The following is an 18,796-nucleotide window of genomic DNA, read 5'->3' on the forward strand; positions in this document are numbered from 1 at the left end:
CTATTTTCTTTTGCCACGGTTTTTATTGGCTTTTACCCGTGACTTTTTCTTGCGCGCTTTCTCAGCCTTAGTCTTTTGGCGAGTTGACTTTTTATCTGACGTTTCGTCAGTGTCCACTTTCTTAGTAGGTTCAATTAGCGGTTTAGCTTTACCACGTGAACGTTGCCTACCCGACTCTGCACGCATTTTGGCATTCTTTCTGGCTTCTGACGCACGTTTTTTCGCCGTCTTACCTTTGCCGCGCAGTTTACGACTTGTTTCGACTAATTCAAAGTCAATTTGTCTATCTTCTAGGTTTACCGAAAGCACTTTCACTTTCACGGCATCACCTAAGCGATAAATATGACCGAAGCTCTCCCCGATAAGACGCTGTCCAACCGGGTCAAATTGGTAGTAGTCATTGGCCAGTGAAGAGATGTGCACTAGACCATCGATGTGTAACTCTGTTAACCGAACAAAGAAACCAAAACCAGTGACATTGGCAATCACACCCTCCAGCTCTTCGCCAACGTGATCTTGCATGTACTCACATTTGAGCCAATCAGACACTTCGCGTGTTGCGTCATCTGCTCTACGCTCTGTGGTAGAACACTGCTCACCAAACACATCCATATCATCAAACGAGTAATGGTATCCGCCTGTTGGTGTCCACCTATCTAAGTTACGTCCTTCTTGTTTAGCAATGAGGTATTTAATCGCCCGATGAAGCAGCAAATCTGGATAACGTCTAATAGGCGAAGTGAAGTGGGCATAACGTTTCAATGCCAAACCAAAGTGGCCTGCATTGTCCGCGTTATAGACTGCTTGCTTTAATGAGCGCAAAAGCATGGTTTGAATCAGCTCTTTGTCTGGTCGCTCACCGATTTGTGTCATTAAGTACGAATAATCTGTTGGCGAAGGTTGTAGGCCGCCTGAAAGGTTTAGCCCTAGCTCACCTAGAAAATCTCGAAAGCCTTGTAATCGCAGTTCGCCCGGAGATTCGTGAACACGATACAGTGCTGGTTCTTTGGCTTTTTCCACCAAAGAAGCCGACGCAATATTGGCCAAAATCATGCATTCTTCAATGATCTTATGGGCATCGTTTCGCACAACAGGTTCAATGCGGTCAATTTTCCTCTCCGCATTAAAAATGAATTTCGTTTCTACGGTTTCAAATTCAATAGCGCCGCGTTTATCTCGGCCTGTTTTAAGCACTTTGTAGAGTTTGTGCAACTCTTCAAGATCTGGAACCAGTTTTTCGTAGCGTTGGCGTAGCTCTTCGTCACCGTCCAAAATTGCACCAACCTTGTTGTAGGTCAGTCGAGCATGCGAGTTCATCACCGCTTCGTAGTGTTTGTACCCTGATAGTTTGCCGGCCGCCGAGATAGTCATCTCACACACCATACAAAGGCGATCAACGTTCGGGTTGAGTGAACATAAGCCATTCGATAATACTTCTGGAAGCATTGGCACGACTTGGGATGGGAAATAAACCGAGTTACCGCGATTAATCGCTTCTTTATCTAACGCTGTGTTGGGGCGAACGTAATAGCTCACATCGGCAATTGCGACCCACAAACGCCAACCACCGCTTTTCTTCGGCTCGCAATAGACGGCATCATCGAAGTCTCGCGCATCTTCGCCATCAATAGTTACTAGCGGTAATTCGCGTAGGTCGACTCTGCCAATTTTTGCTTTCTCTGGTACATGCTCAGCCAAGTTTTCTATTTGTTCTTCGACTTCTTTTGGCCAAGTATTGGGTATTTGATGTGAGCGAATGGCGATTTCGGTTTCCATGCCCGGCGCCATATTTTCACCCAAAACTTCGACGATTTTGCCCATTAAATTGCGAGTACGACTCGCACGCTGGGTTATCTCGACCACCACCACATTGCCCATTCTTGCCGAACTTTTATCTTCGTTGGCAATTAAGATATCTTGGCTAATACGCGAATCATCGGGTACTACATAGGCGTAGCCACCTTCTAAAAAGAAACGGCCGACAATTTGCGTGTTATGCTCTTCCAAAACTCGGATCAATCGACCTTCTTTGCGTCCTCTTTTGTCCGTTCCAGCTGGTTGAACCATGACTAAATCGCCATGAAGCACACTGCGCATTTGATGGTGAGGTAGCAAAATATCATCTTCTTTACTGTTTTTCCCTTCCGGTCTCACCCAGCCATAACCGTCTTTATGACCAATTACGTGGCCTTTGATCATCTCTAGTTTATCTGGCACCGCATAACACTGCCTGCGCGTAAACACCAGCTGACCATCTCGCTCCATTGCACGCAACCGACGGCGAAGGCCTTCGTATTGCTCTTCACCTGAAAGTTCAAGCGCTTCAAAGAGGTCATTTCGATTGAGTGGTGCATCAGCTTTGGTCAGGAAGTCTAGAATGAACTCTCGACTAGGAATGGGGTTTTGATAGTTTTCCGACTCACGATCGGCAAAGGGATCCGTATGGGAACTGTTTGACATTGCATACCTAGCAAAATTTTTGAATACCTGCTTAGTATATCTGAGTCTTCAACATAGCTACAGAAACGTGTTCAAATTAGCGCAATTTATCAAATTTGTCTTAAGTATATCGCTGCATAAATGGTTACCAGAAAGTATCTCTACTCTTCGCTCGAGCGACAATATTTTGTGGCATTCGTGTTTCTAACCCTTGGCGAAGAAGGGCTATTCTCTTGTGAATCAGTTTATCCGACGTAACAGAGTTGTATAACCATCGATAGGCATCTTCGAAATCCAACGGGCTTCCATAGTCACGCAGCAATAGTTCTGCCAAGTGAATGCGGGCAGGAATATTCCCTAATGCCGCCGCTTCACGAAGGTAAGGGATTGCGCGTTCTTTATCTTGTTGAACTAATGTGCCGCTAGAGTAATAGCGACCAAGTTGCTCAAGTGCCGCGGGCAGCCCTTGCTGAGCAGCACTTTCAATATAATAAAGCCCGAGCTCAACATCTTGATCGACACACACGCCCCAAGAAAGCATATCACCATACAAAAATTCATAAGAAGGCAAATTGATGCGAGTTGCACGCGCAACAATATCTTCAACCAGCTGACACTTGTCTGCTTTGACTCTTTCTAGATGTTTATTCTCGTTAATTAGCTTTATTAGCTCAGCTTCACTATAGATAGGAACCGGCTCACCCGGTCCCACCTCTGCCGCGTACGAAAAAGAACAAAATACGGCCATGATTGAAGCGGCTACGTGTCGTAGCTTCATATTTGTACTCTTCAATGGATTCAATAGCCCCCATACTCACTCAATAAGTATAGTCTCTTCACCTGAAAAACTTGGGCTTGATTGATCTATCGGCACACAGGAAAAAGTCTTTAGGATAGTTTTGTATTGATTTATAGAAACGAAAAAGCCGACCTAAAGAGGTCGGCTCTAAATAGCTTGGTTTGCCCGATTATGCGTTAAATGGGTGAACCTTGATGATCGTTTCGTTACGATCTGGGCCAGTTGAGATGATGTCAACTGGAACACCTGTTAGCTCTTCGATACGTTTGATGTAGTTTAGAGCAGCTTGTGGAAGATCATCGATAGACTTCGCACCGAACGTCGTTTCAGTCCAACCTGGCATGGTTTCGTAGATAGGCGTCACTTCTTCGAACGCTTCTGCTGCCATTGGAGAAACTTCTAGCACTGAACCGTCTTTCATTTGGTAACCAGTACAGATTTTTAGCTCTTCCAAACCGTCTAGAACATCAAGCTTAGTTAGGCAGAAACCCGTTACAGAGTTAATCTGGATTGCGCGACGCATAGCAACAGCATCAAACCAACCTGTACGACGTAAACGACCAGTGGTTGCACCAAACTCGTGGCCAACATCACCTAAGTGTTTGCCAACAGGATCTTGTTTGTCTTGACCGTCGTAAAGCTCAGTTGGGAAAGGACCAGCTCCCACGCGAGTACAGTATGCTTTTGCGATACCTAGGATATAACCAAGGTAACGAGGGCCAAAACCAGAACCCGCAGCCACACCACCAGCAGTCGTGTTTGAAGACGTTACGTATGGGTAAGTGCCATGGTCGATATCAAGCAATGTACCTTGCGCACCTTCAAACATGATCTTATCACCACGTTTGCGCGCCGCATCTAGCTCATCAGTGACATCGATAACCATAGAAGTCAGTAGATCAGCATAACTCATCGCTTGCTCTAGCACTTCTTGATAGTCAACAGCGTCAGCTTTGTAGAAGTTCACTAGTTGGAAGTTATGGTACTCCATCACTTCTTTTAGCTTGGCTGCAAAGGCTTCTTTATTGAATAGGTCACCAACACGCAGGCCACGACGAGAAACTTTATCTTCGTAAGCTGGACCAATGCCACGACCAGTTGTACCAATTGCTTTTTTACCACGAGCAAGCTCACGAGCCTGATCCAAAGCAACATGGTATGGCAAAATTAGAGGACAAGCTTCAGAAATGAATAGACGTTCGCGAACTGGAATACCACGCTCTTCTAAAGGTTTCATCTCTTTCAGTAATGCTTCAGGTGAAAGAACAACACCATTACCGATAACGCATTTGACGTTATCACGAAGAATACCGGATGGAATTAAGTGAAGAACGGTTTTTTCACCGTCAATGACTAGAGTATGACCTGCATTGTGACCGCCTTGATAACGAACCACGTACTTTGCATCTTCAGTTAAAAGGTCTACGATTTTACCTTTTCCTTCGTCACCCCATTGGGTGCCCAGAACGACTACGTTATTACCCATCTTTCCAAGTCTGATTGCTAGTTAAAAATGGATTCTAGCACCGAATCCATTTTGATGCAGTCGTTTTTTAGCCATTGCAATTAAATGCTAAGATAACCCATTGAGCTACAGAATAATTAACTTAAATTGTAGACACTTTTATAAAGAGAATATTACTCATCAGCATAAATTTTCACGGTTTCGACACCGTTAATATCGACTGAAGCGCGATACATACCCGAGCTGTTCATCGAGAAATGAATACTTCCTTGGGCATCGACAGCGATGAGTCCGCCCTCACCTCCAATCTCTTTTAGCTCACCTTGCACGACAGTTTCGCAAGCGGTTTCGATATCTTCTTGTAAATAACGCATCCGCGCAGCGACATCTCCAGCAACAGTTTTCCTAATAAACAACTCACCCATTCCTGTTGTTGAAATAGCCACATTACCATTTTCCGCCATCGTTCCAGCACCGATAATGGCTGAATCTCCCACTCGACCATATTGCTTGTTAGTAATTCCACCTGTGCTGGTCGCTGCAGCTAAATTTCCTTTACTGTCCAGCGCAACTGCGCCAACAGTGCCAAACTTTTTGTCGTCAGGGTACTTCGATTCAGAAAGTGCGTATTCACCTTTACTTTTCATTTCCTGAAGCTGTTCGTATCGCCTTTCTGTGTAGAAATAATCTTGCTCTGTATATTCGTGACCATGTTGAAAAGCAAACTCTTCTGCACCTTCTCCAATCAAAAAAACATGGTTACTATTGTTCATAACATCTCTTGCTAGAGTGATTGGATTTTTTATATGACGAACACCCGCAATTGCACCTGCATCCATTTTTGCACCATGCATGACCGAAGCATCCATCTCGACAATTTCTTTGTGGGTCATTACAGATCCTTTACCCGCATTGAAATTGGGTGAATTTTCTAACACCACAACAGCCGCCACAACAGCATCTAACGCATCGCCGCCTTGTTTAAGCACCTTATGCCCTGCACGCACAGAATCACTTAAATCCATAATAATCGACTGCTTAAGTTCTTCAGACATTTGCTCCTTTAAAATGGTGCCAGCACCACCGTGAATAGCAATTGAAAATGGATTGCTCATGTCCACTCCTTGAAAGTTCGCTTCTTAATTAATGATTAGATAAACAAAAAACGCTACCTGAATCAACAGATAGCGTTTTGAGTACTAATTAGTGCTGTGGAAAATTAGTGTGACTTACAGTCACCACCACCGCAGCAACCTTCAGCTTTTTCTCCACCTTCTTTGTCGCAGCAACCTTCTTTTTCTTCGCCACCACAGCAACCACCGGAACCTGCTTGGTGAATATGGCCATGGTCAATCTCTTCTTGAGATGCTGGGCGCACAGCAATGACTTCTACTTCAAATTGTAGCGTTTGACCTGCAAGCATATGGTTACCATCAACGACGACTTCATCGCCATCAACTTCTGTAATTTCTACAGGAATTTGCCCTTGGTCAGTATCTGCCAAAAAGCGCATACCTACTTCAATTTCATCGACACCTTGGAAAACATTCGCTGGAACACGCTGAACCAATGCTTCGTTGTGTTCGCCGTAGGCATCTTCAGGAGCAACTGTTGCAGTGAATTTATCACCGGCAGTCTTGCCTTCTAACTGTTTTTCTAGACCAACGATCAGATTGTTGTGACCATGCAGATAATCTAGCGGCGCTTCTGCTGTAGACTGGTCAACAACTACACCGTCTTCTAGTGTTAGTTGATAAGCAAGGCTAACAACAACATTTTTTTCAATTTTCATAATTGCTCCAAAGCAGCGTTATGAGTGAGGCAAACCTCAAACGTAATATAATTACCGAATAATATGGGGATCAAATCCAAAAACTCAAATTATTCAGGTTTAAAAATTCCAATCATATCGCGTTTCGCATGTGTATTACCCTCTATTGACTGAGGTTTTCTCTGCTCAGAAAATCCACACTCTACACATTCAACATGCTCAATATTGTTTTCTACCCACCATCTTAAAGTATCAGTGCTATGACACTGTTGACAGCTTGCTCCTGCGATAAATCTCTTTTTGTTACTCAACAGACCTTGGCCTTACGTTTCATCTTTTTCCCAATAATGCGTCGACTGTTTGTCATTGTCCATTTCTCTATCAAAAATTTCTTCAAGCTCTTTGCGCGCTTCCATTGCTCTATGAACGAGTTGTTTATCATCCGTATGTTGAGGCAATAACTCTTGCAACATAGCATTATCGAGCTTCGCAAAGTGCGCTTCAGCTCTTTTGGCTTGATAAGGGTGCATTCCTAATTCGATGAGAGTCTGGCGACCTAAATCAAGTGCACCCAAGAACGTCTCTCTCGAGAAAGTCTCTATGCCGTTGCTTAACAATTGGTAGGCTTCAACCCGGCTCCTCGCTCTCGCTAAAATTTTCAGATTGGGGAAATAAGTCTGGCAGATACCGACTATCCTGATAATTTCATCGGGCGAGTCAGTACAAACTACGATCGCTTCCGCTTGTTCAGCTCCGGCTGAGCGCAACAAATCAACTTGAGTCGCGTCCCCATAAAACACTTTGTAGCCAAATTTTCTCAGCAAACGTATTTGACTCGCATCACTTTCTAGAACCGTCACTTTTATTTTATTGGCGTACATTAAGCGGCCAACAATTTGGCCGAATCGTCCAAAACCAGCGATGATAACTTTCGGCTCTTGATTAAAGACTTTATTTTCATCAAGGCTCTCATCGAGTGCATTTAGTTTCTTGGCAAACCACTTGTTTTGTGCCATCAGAAGCAATGGTGTCGTTACCATCGATAAACTGACCACTAGCAACAAGAAAGATGATTGCTCCGCATTGAGTAACCCTTCAGCCCCTGCTGCGGTAAAAATAACAAATGCGAACTCCCCACCTTGGCTTAAAATGGCAGCAACCCGGCTACGAGCTTTAGAACGGATGCCAGATACACGCCCTAACAGATAAATAATGACAGCTTTGACGAGTACTAGACCAATAACAGCAGCAAGAACCTTAAAAGGTAACAGCAAGAATAAACCTAAATTTACAGCCATCCCAATAGAGATGAAAAATAAACCCAGTAATAAGCCTTTGAAGGGTTCAATTGCGATTTCTAACTCATGACGATATTCGCTATCTGCTAAAAGAACCCCTGCCAGAAAAGTCCCCAATGCCATTGATATGCCTAGATGCTTCATGATGACAGCAATCCCTACCACGAGAAGTAGCGCGGTCATGGTGAAAAGCTCTCGAACCCCGGTCATCACAACATAACGGAATAAAGGCCTCAGCAAGAAGTGGCCACAAATAAACAAAACTGTTACGCCACCTAGCATCCAAGCCGCGTCATACCAATCACCCGCCGTGTTTCCTGCCAAAATCGGCAATAATGCCAGCATAGGAATAACTGCGATATCTTGAAATAATAAAACCGCGAACCCTGAGTGCCCTGTTGGTGTCCCGGCTAATTCTTGCTCTTCCATGACTTTAAGCGCAATTGCTGTCGACGAAAGGGCCAAACCCATACCAATGACCAAACTGGTCTGCCAGCTAAGACCCGCTAAGTTTGCAACACTTGATAGCAAGGCTGTAGTAATCACCACCTGAGCCCCGCCAAGACCTAAAATAGGCCCTCTTAACTGCCATAGCTTTCGTGGATTTAGCTCAAGGCCAATCAAAAATAAAAGCAACACCACACCAAACTCAGCAAAGTGCAATATGGCATCTACATCATCAATTAAACCAAATCCCCATGGACCAATTGCAACACCTGCCAATAGATAACCAAGGACTGAACCGAGTCCTAATCGCTGGGCAATTGGCACCATTACTACAGCAGCAGCAAGGAAAACGGCACAACTTTCTAGTATGTCGTTGTCTATGGTCATGTCAGCTTCCTTGTGTCACTTCTAGGCCAATAAGCCAAAGACGGTAATTTTCTGCGTGTTGATAACGTTCAGCATCACTTACGTTGCGAGACCAGTACAATACTAATGGTTCAATCCACTCCATCTTGCATAGTGCTGCCATCAACTCGAATGGTTGTAAAATTTCTTCTAATGGATATCTATTATAACCTTTAGAACCAAAAGCATCCTTATTACCACCTGTGGTAATCACACTTCGCCACACTTTTCCTTCTAAGGCTGTACTCTCCCCAAATGCAAAGCCCTTATTTAACACTCGGTCAAACCACTCTTTCAATAACGCTGGACAGGAATACATATAAAGAGGATGCTGAAAAACGATAACATCGTGATCCATCAAAAGGCGATGTTCTGTATTAACATCTATAAAAAAATCAGGATATTGAGCATACAAATCATGAACAGTTACATTCGCCAACCCTTGTATTTTCTTAATCATTGTATGGTTAGCGGTAGAACTTTCTGATTCTGGGTGAGCGTAGATCACCAAAACCTTAGGAGAAGTTGAAGGTACTACTGTAGATTTCGTCATTCGCCGTTTCGCTTTCCTTATCAGTTGAATGGCAATTGCCTTTTACGGGCTGAATCTGCATGTTTAACCCAAGCTTAAAATAATTTAGGTTATTTCGGCATATCTCCTTTAGAATCATACCTCATATTGCATAATGATCGACATTTATCATTAATCCCATAGGATCTGCTAGCCTTTTGTGATGATTTTTTCAGATGTTGGTCGCTTCTTTTATTCTAGAAAGCGATTGCCGAAGCATTCAATTCGAAGTTTTACTCCTTGTTGCAGGCGAATCACATAGAGTGCTAAGCTTCTTACTCTGCAGCGTAATTTAAAGCTTGGGATTCGAACAGATATTTCATCTCAAGAGATCTGCAGACTCTAATCTTCCCTCGAGACAACAGCAACAAGATCCCAGTTATTCTTATGATTACCTTTTCTGATATTCAACTTCTGCGCGGTGGCAAAGCTTTGCTCGATAACGCTTCAGCCACAATTCAACCTGGCAATAAAGTAGGGCTAGTAGGAAAAAATGGCTGTGGTAAGTCCACATTATTCGCTCTACTAAAAGACGAACTCACCATTGATGCTGGTTCGTTTAGCCAGCCTGCTCATTGGGAGCTTGCTTGGGTCGCTCAGGAAACGCCCGCTCTAGAGCGTAGTGCGATTGAATACGTCATCGACGGTGATCGAGAATATCGCGACCTAGAAAAAGAATTGGCCCAAGCAGAGCATGCAAATAACGGCACCTTAGCTGCTGAGCTTCATGGCAAGATTGAAACCATCGGTGGCTACACGATCAATGCCCGAGCTTCAGAGCTATTAAATGGTCTCGGTTTTAGCCAAGAGCAAATGAGCTGGAATCTCACCGACTTCTCGGGTGGCTGGAGAATGAGGTTGAACCTAGCTCAAGCCCTACTTTGTCGCTCAGACTTGTTACTGCTTGACGAACCCACCAACCACCTAGATTTAGATGCAGTTATGTGGCTTGAAAAGTGGCTACAAAATTACCCCGGAACCCTTATCCTAATTTCCCACGACCGGGACTTTCTCGATCCAATTGTGAATAGGATTATTCACATCGAAAACCAGCAACTGAACGAGTACACCGGCAACTACTCATCTTTTGAAGATCAAAGAGCGCAAAAGTTAGTGCTGCAGCAGGCCATGTACCAAAAGCAGCAAAAACAAATGGCGCACATGCAAAGCTATATCGATCGATTCCGCTACAAAGCGTCCAAAGCTCGTCAAGCACAAAGCCGAATCAAAGCTCTAGAGAAAATGGAAAAAGTGCTACCTGCACAATATGACAACCCATTCAGCTTTAACTTCAGAGAACCTTCTGCTCTGCCGAATCCAATTCTTCGCATGGAAGAGGTATCGGCTGGTTACGGTGATAAGCTCATCCTGAGCAAAATCCAGTTAAATTTAGTTCCGGGAAGTCGTATTGGTTTGCTTGGCCGAAATGGTGCAGGTAAATCAACCTTAATCAAATTGCTTTCTGGTGAGCTAAAAGCTCAAGGCGGTGAGTTCCATTATTCTCAAGGGGTTAAAATTGGTTACTTTGCTCAGCACCAACTAGAAACACTCCACCCTGAAGAGTCACCTTTGCAGCACATGATGCAAATCGCGCCAAGCCATACAGAACAACAACTTCGAGACTACTTAGGCAGCTTTGGCTTTATCGGCGACAAAGCGTTAGAAAAAGTCGCGCCTTTTTCGGGCGGAGAGAAAGCGCGTTTGGTATTGGCACTAATTGTTTGGCAAAAACCCAACTTGCTGCTTCTCGATGAACCGACCAACCATTTAGACCTCGACATGCGCCAAGCTCTAACTATGGCTTTACAAACGTTCGAAGGAGCGATGGTCATCGTCAGCCATGACCGCTTCTTATTACGTGCAACTACAGATGATCTGTACCTCGTTCACGACCAGCAAGTCGTCCCATTCAATGAGGATTTGACGGGGTACTATAAGTGGCTGACAGAGCAACAGAAACAAATAAAAAAAGACAGTCGCCCAGAAACGAATGACAACCAAGCAGCCAATAGTGCCGCTTCAAGAAAAGAGCAAAAACGTAAAGAGGCAGAATTCCGTAAACAGACTGCGCCAATTCGCAAAACGCTGACAAAACTAGAAAGTGAAATGGATAGATTGAACGATGCACTAAGCAATGCAGAACAACAATTATCGGACACTTCCCTGTATGAAGCAGAAAATAAAGCTAAACTTACACAAGTACTTGAGCTTCAAGCGAGCAGCAAGTCTCAACTGGAAGAGGTAGAAATTGAGTGGATGTCACTGCAAGAAAGCCTCGAGCAGATGGAACAGGAATTCAATCAGTAATGACTCGAAAACCAGCGCGCACCTCTTTAACATTAGAGCGTTTATGGCAATTCAGTTTGCAATACTATGGTGTGCGCCAGGTAAAAGAAGCCTGTCTTGAACTACAAAACCAATTTCGAGGCAATGTTAATTTATTGCTTTTGCTCAAATGGTTAGATGAACAACAAGTCACTTTTAAAGAAGAGGATTGGCACAAGGTTGAGGAGTGCTTAGGCCGCTCAGAAACTCTGTTAAATAGTTATCGAGAGTTGCGTCGTAAATACAAGCAGCATTTACCAGACACCTTGTATAGAGAGTCACTGCAATTCGAATTACAACTAGAAAAGCAGCAACAATCCGATCTAGTCGAATGCATCAACACAATCCCTCTCGTAACCAATCAGGGCGCTCCGCTTACTTTGCGTTACTGCCGCCAGTTAGGGGGAGAACGTTTATATTCAGCGTTTTCTGCTCCAGCATCCAGATATACCTAAGCATAAAATATAACAGGGGAAGATGTGATTATACCGTGGCAAAAAATTGAGCCTGAAACACTGCGCAACCTCATCAGAGAGTTTGTATTGCGTGAAGGGACTGACTATGGTGAAAAAGAGATATCATTAGAAGATAAAATTGACCAAGTTAAGTCTCAACTCGAATCAAATGAAGCTTGTGTTGTCTTCTCAGAGCTGCATGAGACTGTAGATATACAGCTACGCAACACTTTTCAACATGATATTTCATAGCCCATTCACTTCCTGTTATAGTCAAGTGCAAACAGGTGAGTACGATTTAAGACAAGGTCCGTCATGTCAGCAAAACATCCGATAATAGCCGTCACTGGTTCCTCCGGTGCGGGAACAACTACGACTTCAGAAGCTTTCAGAAAAATGTTTAACATGATGAAAGTAAAGCCGGCTTGGGTTGAAGGGGACAGCTTTCATAAGTTTACTCGCCCAGAAATGGACGTCGAAATTAGGAAAGCCAGAGAACAAGGTCGTCACATCAGCTATTTTGGCCCTCAAGCCAATGATTTCCCCGCGTTAGAAGAATTCTTCAAGAAATTTGGTAATGAAGGTGTCGGAAAGGTTCGTCGATATCTGCACACCTTTGATGAAGCGGTTCCATACAATCAAATGCCAGGTACGTTTACGCCTTGGCAAGAGTTACCTGAAAACTCAGACGTACTTTTCTACGAAGGCTTACACGGTGGCGTCGTTGATGACGATGTCAATGTTGCCCAACACGTTGACCTACTTATTGGCATGGTCCCCATTGTAAACTTAGAATGGATTCAGAAATTTGTTCGTGATACTCGAGATAGAGGCCACTCCAGAGAAGCGGTCATGGACTCGATTGTTCGCTCAATGGATGACTATCTCAACTTCATTACACCACAATTTTCTCGAACTCATATCAATTTTCAGCGTGTCCCGACCGTCGATACTTCCAACCCACTCAACGCAAAGGGTATTCCTAGCCTAGACGAAAGCTTTGTGGTGATTCGCTTGCGTGGTATCAAGAACGTCGACTTTCCATACCTCCTAGCTATGATTGATGGTTCATTCATGTCTCGTCATAATACCCTTGTGGTACCTGGAGGTAAGATGAGTTTTGCCATGGAACTGATCGTCAGACCAATACTTCAACAACTGATCGAGACGGGCAAGATTGGTTAAAAATTAGACACCAGTCGTGTTTAGTTTTCATACCGTGATCCTATGCACACTTTTGCGCTTAAAATGGGGCCATCTACCCCATTAAAGTCAAGAAATCGAGCTCGAAAAAGGATACTATTTGAATGCGAGACACAAGATAGCTTGCAGCATAAGGAAAGAGTTCTTATCCTAATAAACCCATTGGGCTTAGCTAAAATACGGAAAGCAGCAAGCGTCCCCTGCAGAGGAAGTGAGATATTATGGTTCTAGGTAAACCTCAAACTGATCCAACGTTAGAATGGTTTCTTTCACATTGTCATATTCACAAGTACCCTTCAAAAAGCACGTTAATTCATGCGGGCGAGAAGGCGGAAACTTTATATTACATTGTTAAAGGTTCTGTAGCGGTTCTGATCAAAGACGAAGAAGGTAAGGAAATGATCCTTTCTTACCTAAATCAAGGCGATTTCATCGGTGAGCTCGGTCTATTTGAAGAGGATCAAGAGCGCACAGCATGGGTTAGAGCTAAGTCTCCTTGTGAGGTAGCAGAAATTTCGTTTAAGAAATTCCGCCAGCTAATCCAAGTTAACCCAGACATCCTGATGAGACTGTCTTCACAGATTGCAAGCCGTCTAAAAGTAACCAGTCAGAAAGTGGGCGATTTAGCCTTCCTAGACGTTACTGGACGTATTGCTCAAACGTTATTGAATCTTGCGAAACAACCAGACGCAATGACTCACCCTGACGGTATGCAAATCAAGATCACTCGCCAAGAGATCGGCCAAATAGTAGGTTGTTCTCGTGAAACGGTAGGTCGTATCTTGAAGATGCTCGAAGAGCAGAATCTAATTTCTGCACACGGTAAAACTATTGTGGTTTACGGTACTCGATAAGCATCGAACAACACCCTACGAAAAAACAGGCCACCTAAATCGGTGGCCGTTTTATTTCTGTCACTTTTTAGTGTGGTATTACTTTGAGTCCGTACTTTCAAAAATCTTATCTGCTGAAGCGGCAACAAAGCCTGGGTATAACTCACCACTTGCCATTGAGTAGCGTTTAGCAAATTCATAAAAGCCGCCCGGAATAGACTGAGCACCATCACTGAAGACTACATCGACTTTATCTGCCATTGTTGATGACTGCTCTAGCAACACTTCAGGGGAACCTTTCACTTCACCACCAGAGGTATTGATCCTAAAGCCAGCATCTCGCAAATAGTCATTGACGCCTTGCACCTCAGAAAATCGATTCAGTTGATTAACACTAACGGTAAAATGATTCGCACCATATCCATGCGCTGCGAGCCAAGCCGCATACTCACTTTCCTTAGCTAAAATCAGATAGTCTTGGTAACTGACTTGCCAAGGCCTTCCTGAATAAATGAAGTCATCAGCACCCACCACTTGTGAGGTCACTTGAGAAATCAGCGTTTTGACGATGCTTTGCACCTGAGGGGAAAATTTTTCAACTTCCAACTCACTAATGAACACTTTAGGCTGGGTCGAATCTGGATGCTCATAATGCTTAGCGACTAAGTGCTTACTTTCAAACACATAATCACCACACTCTTTGTAGCCAAGATCGATAAAGTGTTTTGCTAGCGCATCAAGACCAACCGGCGCTAAGTTAAATGTTCGCAAAGCAATGTGATCATTGATCAACGCTTCATCTTCTTGCAAAAGATCATGAACTTGATGGGCTGAAGGACACAACCTTTGGATGTAATCATTCCAGATTAACTGGAAAAATAATGCAGGCGTCATGACGTCTCCTTTTTACAATTTGATTCCTGGGCTTAGCGTATCTGGAAGCACTGTTGACTGCCCTTCCATTGAAGCCATAGGGTAAGCACAATAATCCGCTGCGTAGTACGCACTTGGCCTTAAATTACCCGACGCACCAGGTCCACCAAACGGAGCGTCACCACTTGCACCTGTCAGCTGCCTATTGCGATTCACGATACCCGCACGGATATGATCAACAAAATACTCCCACTCAGAATCTTTAGTAGACACTAAACCTGCGGACAAGCCATAGCGTGTGTCATTGGCTAGCTCTACCGCCTCTTGGAGCGTGCTGTATCTAACGACTTGGAGCAGCGGCCCAAAATACTCTTCATCAGGAAGTTCTTGAATAGCGCTTACATCAATAATTCCCGGTGTCACAAATGCAGCCTCACCCGCTTTCGCTTCGAGCAAACTTTGCCCTCCAAGAGATTGAAGGTTCTTTTGTGCATTCAAAATAAACTCAGCCGCTTGCATTGAGATCTGTGGCCCCATAAATGGTGCTGGCTCTGCAAACGGTTCACCCACTTGTATATTTTTTGTTGCTTCAACTAAACGAGACAGCAGCTGGTCACCTTTATCTCCTTTCGGAACGTAAAGACGCCTAGCGCAAGTACAACGTTGACCAGCACTAATAAATGCAGATTGGATAATGGTGTAAACCGTTGCATCAAGCTCACCAAACAGCTCGGATATCACCATTGGGTTATTGCCACCCATTTCCAATGCCAGCATTTTACCTGGTTGGCCTGCGAATTGGCGATGGAGGATGTGTCCCGTATTTGCGCTGCCCGTAAACAGCACACCGTCAATACCCCTTGCTTCGGCTAGAGCAATCCCTGTCTCTTTTGCACCCTGAACTAAGTTAATCACGCCATCGGGCAAACCAGCTTGTTGCCACAACTTCATAGCAAACTCACCAATCCAAGGTGTCAACTCAGATGGTTTGAATACGACTGTGTTACCTGCAAGAAGCGCAGGAACAATGTGCCCATTCGGTAGGTGACCCGGGAAGTTATAAGGACCAAATACTGCCATGACACCTAGTGGACGATGGCGCAATACAATCTGATTGCCAGCCGCTTCTCGTGTCACTTCACCAGTACGGTCATGATAAGCACGGATAGAAATCGCTATCTTTCCTGCCATTGCGGCAGCTTCTGTGCGTGTTTCCCACAGCGGCTTTCCCGTCTCTTGGGCGATAATCTTTGCGATTTCTTCGCTATTTTGTTTCACCAACTCTGCAAATGCTAAAACAACCTTTTCACGGTCAGCAAAACTGGTTTTCTTCCAAGACAAATAAGCACTACGAGCAGCGGCAACAGCTTCTACAACCTGACTTGTGGTCGCACTTTTCCCCTGCCAAATTTCTTCATTATTGTAAGGGCTGATTGAGCTTATTGACTCGCCCTCACCTTGTTGCCACTTTCCGGCAATCCATTGAGTCATAATCATGTACCTTATCTATAACGCCAATATTCTCACTTTGTTCCCATCTTCCACTAACAACGCTTTTGCGACTTCTTCAGCCATCAATACACTCTCTGTTTCGTGGTCATACGCTAACTTGGCAGTAGTCGCACGAAAGTTTTCGAACGAAGTGTTACTGACTAAGTAGTCTTGCGAGCTTGAGTGTTCACAAATCTGCACGGTCGCTTTCGCAGAATGACGCACCGATTCAATGTTTTTTCGATCGCACTCAACCGTTGGACCCCCATCAAAAATATCCACATAATTTCGGCAACTGAAACCTTCTCGCTCAAGCAGTTTTAGAGCTGGCTTAGTATTGTCATGAACCTTGCCTATCACAGCCTGCGCTTCTGCACTGAGTAAGTTGATATAAATGGGCAGTTTTGGCATCAGATCGGCGATAAAACCTTTTTTACCAATGCCTGTCAGGTAATCTGCTAAGGTGAAGTCAATAGAAAAAAAGTGCTCTTGAAGCCATTGCCAAAATGGAGAATTACCATCAGCATCAGATACACCCCGCATTTCAGCGAAAATAGTCTCGGAAAATCTCTCAGGGTGCTCAGCCATCATCAAGAAACGACATTTAGACATCAGTCGGCCATTCAACCCTTTACGAAAGCTTGGCCGCAAAAATAGTGTACAGATCTCGCTGCAACCGGTGTAGTTATTGCCAAACGTTAGCAATTTCACCACATTATTTACCCCTAGTTTCGGGGATGAGTGAACCACTTTACTAATGTGATAGGAATAAAACGGAACATCCCACCCGATAGAAGCTTCTATCCCTGTAGTTCCAGCAATTTCACCTGTCTCGCTATCGAAGCCAACCATGAGATAACCTTCGTCTCCAGGCTCTAAAACTTCGGATTTGCTAAAACTATATTCTGAGTGTTGAATTCGATTAGTGAGAAGTTCTTCATTTACGGGTAAAGAAGTGAAGCCATGACCAGATTCTACAGCGCACTTGTGCAGTGCATCGTAATCGTCCATGGTAATAGGTCGAACCACCAGCATCGATACTTCCTCCTGACGCTAAATTAGGCCTAAGGGAAGCCCCTTAGACCATACCTATACCAAATTAACCTGAGGATAAGAATTTTCTATAAATAGATAAGCTTTCAATGCATCTTCAAGTCATTTCGGCATACAAACTAAATAATTGAAGCAATCGCTTTATCGAGTTTCGCTAGTCCCTCTTCGATATCTTGCTTTGAAATAACAAGTGATGGAGTAAATCGAACGACGTTAGCACCAGCCACTAATAACATTAGTCCGTGCTTGCCCGCTGCAACTAATACATCACGAGCACGACCTTGCCATTCCTCGTTGAGAGCCGCACCAATCAGAAGGCCTTTACCGCGAATCTCGCTAAATAAGTTGTACTTAGCATTGATTGCTTCTAGTCCAGATCTAAATAACTGCTCGCGTTCTTTAACGCCTTCCAGCGTTTCTGATTTGCTTACAATATCTACCACAGCTTCAGCGACCGCACATGCCAATGGATTACCGCCATAGGTTGAGCCATGAGTACCAATTTTTAAATGTTTGGCTAACTCAGTCGTGGTCAGCATCGCACCTATTGGGAAACCTCCGCCTAGTGATTTCGCCGTACTTAAGATATCGGGTGTCACCCCTAAACCTTGATAGGCATAAAAATCGCCAGTGCGACCATTACCGGTTTGTACTTCATCAAAAATCAATAATGCGTTGTGTTTATCGCAAAGCTCTCTAACCGTCTTAGCAAATTCATCACTTGGAGAGACAATGCCACCTTCACCTTGCAGTGGCTCCATCATGACTGCGCACGTTTTGTCAGACATATGCGCTTTGAGAGCTTCCACATCGTTATATTCTAGATGGGTGACATCGCCAGGTTTTGGTCCAAAACCATCGGAATAAGCGGCTTGCCCACCGACAGTCACAGTAAAGAAAGTACGACCGTGGAAACCCTGTTTGAAAGCAATAATTTCAGATTTTTCTGGACCATGAATATCTGCTGCCCATCGGCGAGCTAACTTTAATGCCGCTTCATTCGCTTCAGCACCAGAGTTAGCAAAAAACACTTTTTCTGCAAAACTAACTTCAGTTAACTTTTTAGCGAGTCTAAGCGCTGGCTCATTGGTCATGACATTACTAAGATGCCAAATCTTTTGTGATTGCTCGTTAATTGCAGCAACCATAGCCGGGTGACAATGCCCCAAACAACTCACCGCAATGCCACCAGCAAAGTCAATGTACTCGTTACCTTGTTGATCCCAAACTCTAGAGCCTTCACCCTTAACTGGAATCATCTCCATTGGGTTGTAACAAGGCACCATGACTTCATCAAATAACCCACGCTCTACTTTATTTCCTAATGTCATTGCTCACTCCTATCAATGCCACACGCTAGCTCGAACG

The 18,796-nt window shown here is 44.1% G+C and carries 17 protein-coding genes; 5 read left to right on the forward strand and 12 right to left on the reverse strand.

Annotated elements, in window-relative coordinates; all coding sequences use genetic code 11:
- The 8 genes from rnr to kefG all read right to left on the reverse strand — a co-directional run bounded on the left by rnr (window position 1) and on the right by kefG (window position 9,177).
- Complete coding sequence (rnr, locus tag ACM2FC_RS10815; RefSeq protein WP_498480910.1) at window positions 1-2,460, reverse strand: ribonuclease R; 2,460 nt, start codon at window positions 2,458-2,460, stop codon at window positions 1-3.
- 124 nt (window positions 2,461-2,584) lie between these two features.
- Complete coding sequence (gene motX / locus ACM2FC_RS10820; RefSeq protein WP_498480911.1) at window positions 2,585-3,217, reverse strand: flagellar protein MotX; 633 nt, start codon at window positions 3,215-3,217, stop codon at window positions 2,585-2,587.
- A gap of 190 nt (window positions 3,218-3,407) precedes the next feature.
- Window positions 3,408-4,724, reverse strand: coding sequence for an adenylosuccinate synthase (locus ACM2FC_RS10825; protein WP_498480912.1), 1,317 nt, complete (start codon window positions 4,722-4,724; stop codon window positions 3,408-3,410).
- Between the two features lie 152 nt (window positions 4,725-4,876).
- Window positions 4,877-5,818, reverse strand: a complete 942-nt coding sequence (locus tag ACM2FC_RS10830; RefSeq protein ID WP_498480914.1) for an isoaspartyl peptidase/L-asparaginase family protein — start codon at window positions 5,816-5,818, stop codon at window positions 4,877-4,879.
- Between the two features lie 104 nt (window positions 5,819-5,922).
- Window positions 5,923-6,495 carry a peptidylprolyl isomerase gene (gene slyD, locus ACM2FC_RS10835; protein WP_498480915.1) on the reverse strand — a complete coding sequence of 191 codons (573 nt, stop codon included), beginning with the start codon at window positions 6,493-6,495 and terminating at the stop codon, window positions 5,923-5,925.
- Between the two features lie 89 nt (window positions 6,496-6,584).
- A complete protein-coding gene (locus ACM2FC_RS10840; RefSeq protein ID WP_498480916.1) occupies window positions 6,585-6,785 on the reverse strand; it encodes a YheV family putative zinc ribbon protein in 201 nt (66 codons plus the stop codon).
- A gap of 12 nt (window positions 6,786-6,797) precedes the next feature.
- Entirely contained in the window at window positions 6,798-8,606 is a 1,809-nt protein-coding gene (gene kefB, locus ACM2FC_RS10845; RefSeq protein WP_498480917.1) for a glutathione-regulated potassium-efflux system protein KefB, read from the reverse strand.
- A gap of 1 nt (window position 8,607) precedes the next feature.
- Entirely contained in the window at window positions 8,608-9,177 is a 570-nt protein-coding gene (gene kefG, locus ACM2FC_RS10850; protein ID WP_498480918.1) for a glutathione-regulated potassium-efflux system ancillary protein KefG, read from the reverse strand.
- Window positions 9,178-9,582: 405 nt separating this feature from the next.
- Between kefG and ACM2FC_RS10855 the strand changes: the two genes are divergently transcribed.
- The 5 genes from ACM2FC_RS10855 (at window position 9,583) to crp (ending at window position 14,032) form a co-directional block, all read left to right on the forward strand.
- Entirely contained in the window at window positions 9,583-11,502 is a 1,920-nt protein-coding gene (locus ACM2FC_RS10855) for an ABC transporter ATP-binding protein (RefSeq protein ID WP_498480919.1), read from the forward strand.
- Window positions 11,502-11,975: a TIGR02444 family protein gene (locus tag ACM2FC_RS10860; RefSeq protein ID WP_498480920.1), complete on the forward strand. Its 474-nt coding sequence runs from the start codon at window positions 11,502-11,504 to the stop codon at window positions 11,973-11,975. The genes ACM2FC_RS10855 and ACM2FC_RS10860 overlap by 1 nt, the downstream gene beginning before the upstream one ends.
- A 24-nt stretch (window positions 11,976-11,999) precedes the next feature.
- A complete protein-coding gene (locus tag ACM2FC_RS10865; protein ID WP_498480921.1) occupies window positions 12,000-12,227 on the forward strand; it encodes a YheU family protein in 228 nt (75 codons plus the stop codon).
- Window positions 12,228-12,290: 63 nt separating this feature from the next.
- Window positions 12,291-13,160, forward strand: coding sequence for a phosphoribulokinase (locus ACM2FC_RS10870; protein ID WP_498480922.1), 870 nt, complete (start codon window positions 12,291-12,293; stop codon window positions 13,158-13,160).
- 239 nt (window positions 13,161-13,399) lie between these two features.
- Window positions 13,400-14,032 carry a cAMP-activated global transcriptional regulator CRP gene (crp, locus tag ACM2FC_RS10875; RefSeq protein WP_237363177.1) on the forward strand — a complete coding sequence of 211 codons (633 nt, stop codon included), beginning with the start codon at window positions 13,400-13,402 and terminating at the stop codon, window positions 14,030-14,032.
- Between the two features lie 78 nt (window positions 14,033-14,110).
- Here the strand turns inward: crp and ACM2FC_RS10880 are convergent, their stop codons facing one another.
- The 4 genes from ACM2FC_RS10880 to ACM2FC_RS10895 form a co-directional block, all read right to left on the reverse strand.
- On the reverse strand, window positions 14,111-14,905 hold the full coding sequence (locus ACM2FC_RS10880; RefSeq protein ID WP_498480923.1) for a DUF1338 domain-containing protein: 795 nt from the start codon (window positions 14,903-14,905) through the stop codon (window positions 14,111-14,113).
- A 12-nt stretch (window positions 14,906-14,917) separates the two neighbouring features.
- Window positions 14,918-16,375 carry a succinylglutamate-semialdehyde dehydrogenase gene (astD, locus tag ACM2FC_RS10885; RefSeq protein ID WP_498480924.1) on the reverse strand — a complete coding sequence of 486 codons (1,458 nt, stop codon included), beginning with the start codon at window positions 16,373-16,375 and terminating at the stop codon, window positions 14,918-14,920.
- A 15-nt stretch (window positions 16,376-16,390) separates the two neighbouring features.
- Window positions 16,391-17,410 carry an arginine N-succinyltransferase gene (gene astA / locus ACM2FC_RS10890; RefSeq protein WP_498480925.1) on the reverse strand — a complete coding sequence of 340 codons (1,020 nt, stop codon included), beginning with the start codon at window positions 17,408-17,410 and terminating at the stop codon, window positions 16,391-16,393.
- Between the two features lie 137 nt (window positions 17,411-17,547).
- Window positions 17,548-18,759 (reverse strand): aspartate aminotransferase family protein, encoded by a 1,212-nt coding sequence (locus tag ACM2FC_RS10895; RefSeq protein ID WP_498480926.1) that lies wholly within the window; start codon window positions 18,757-18,759, stop codon window positions 17,548-17,550.
- Window positions 18,760-18,796 lie beyond the last annotated feature (37 nt).

The sequence above is a fragment of the Vibrio sp. A37 genome, assembly GCF_059777565.1.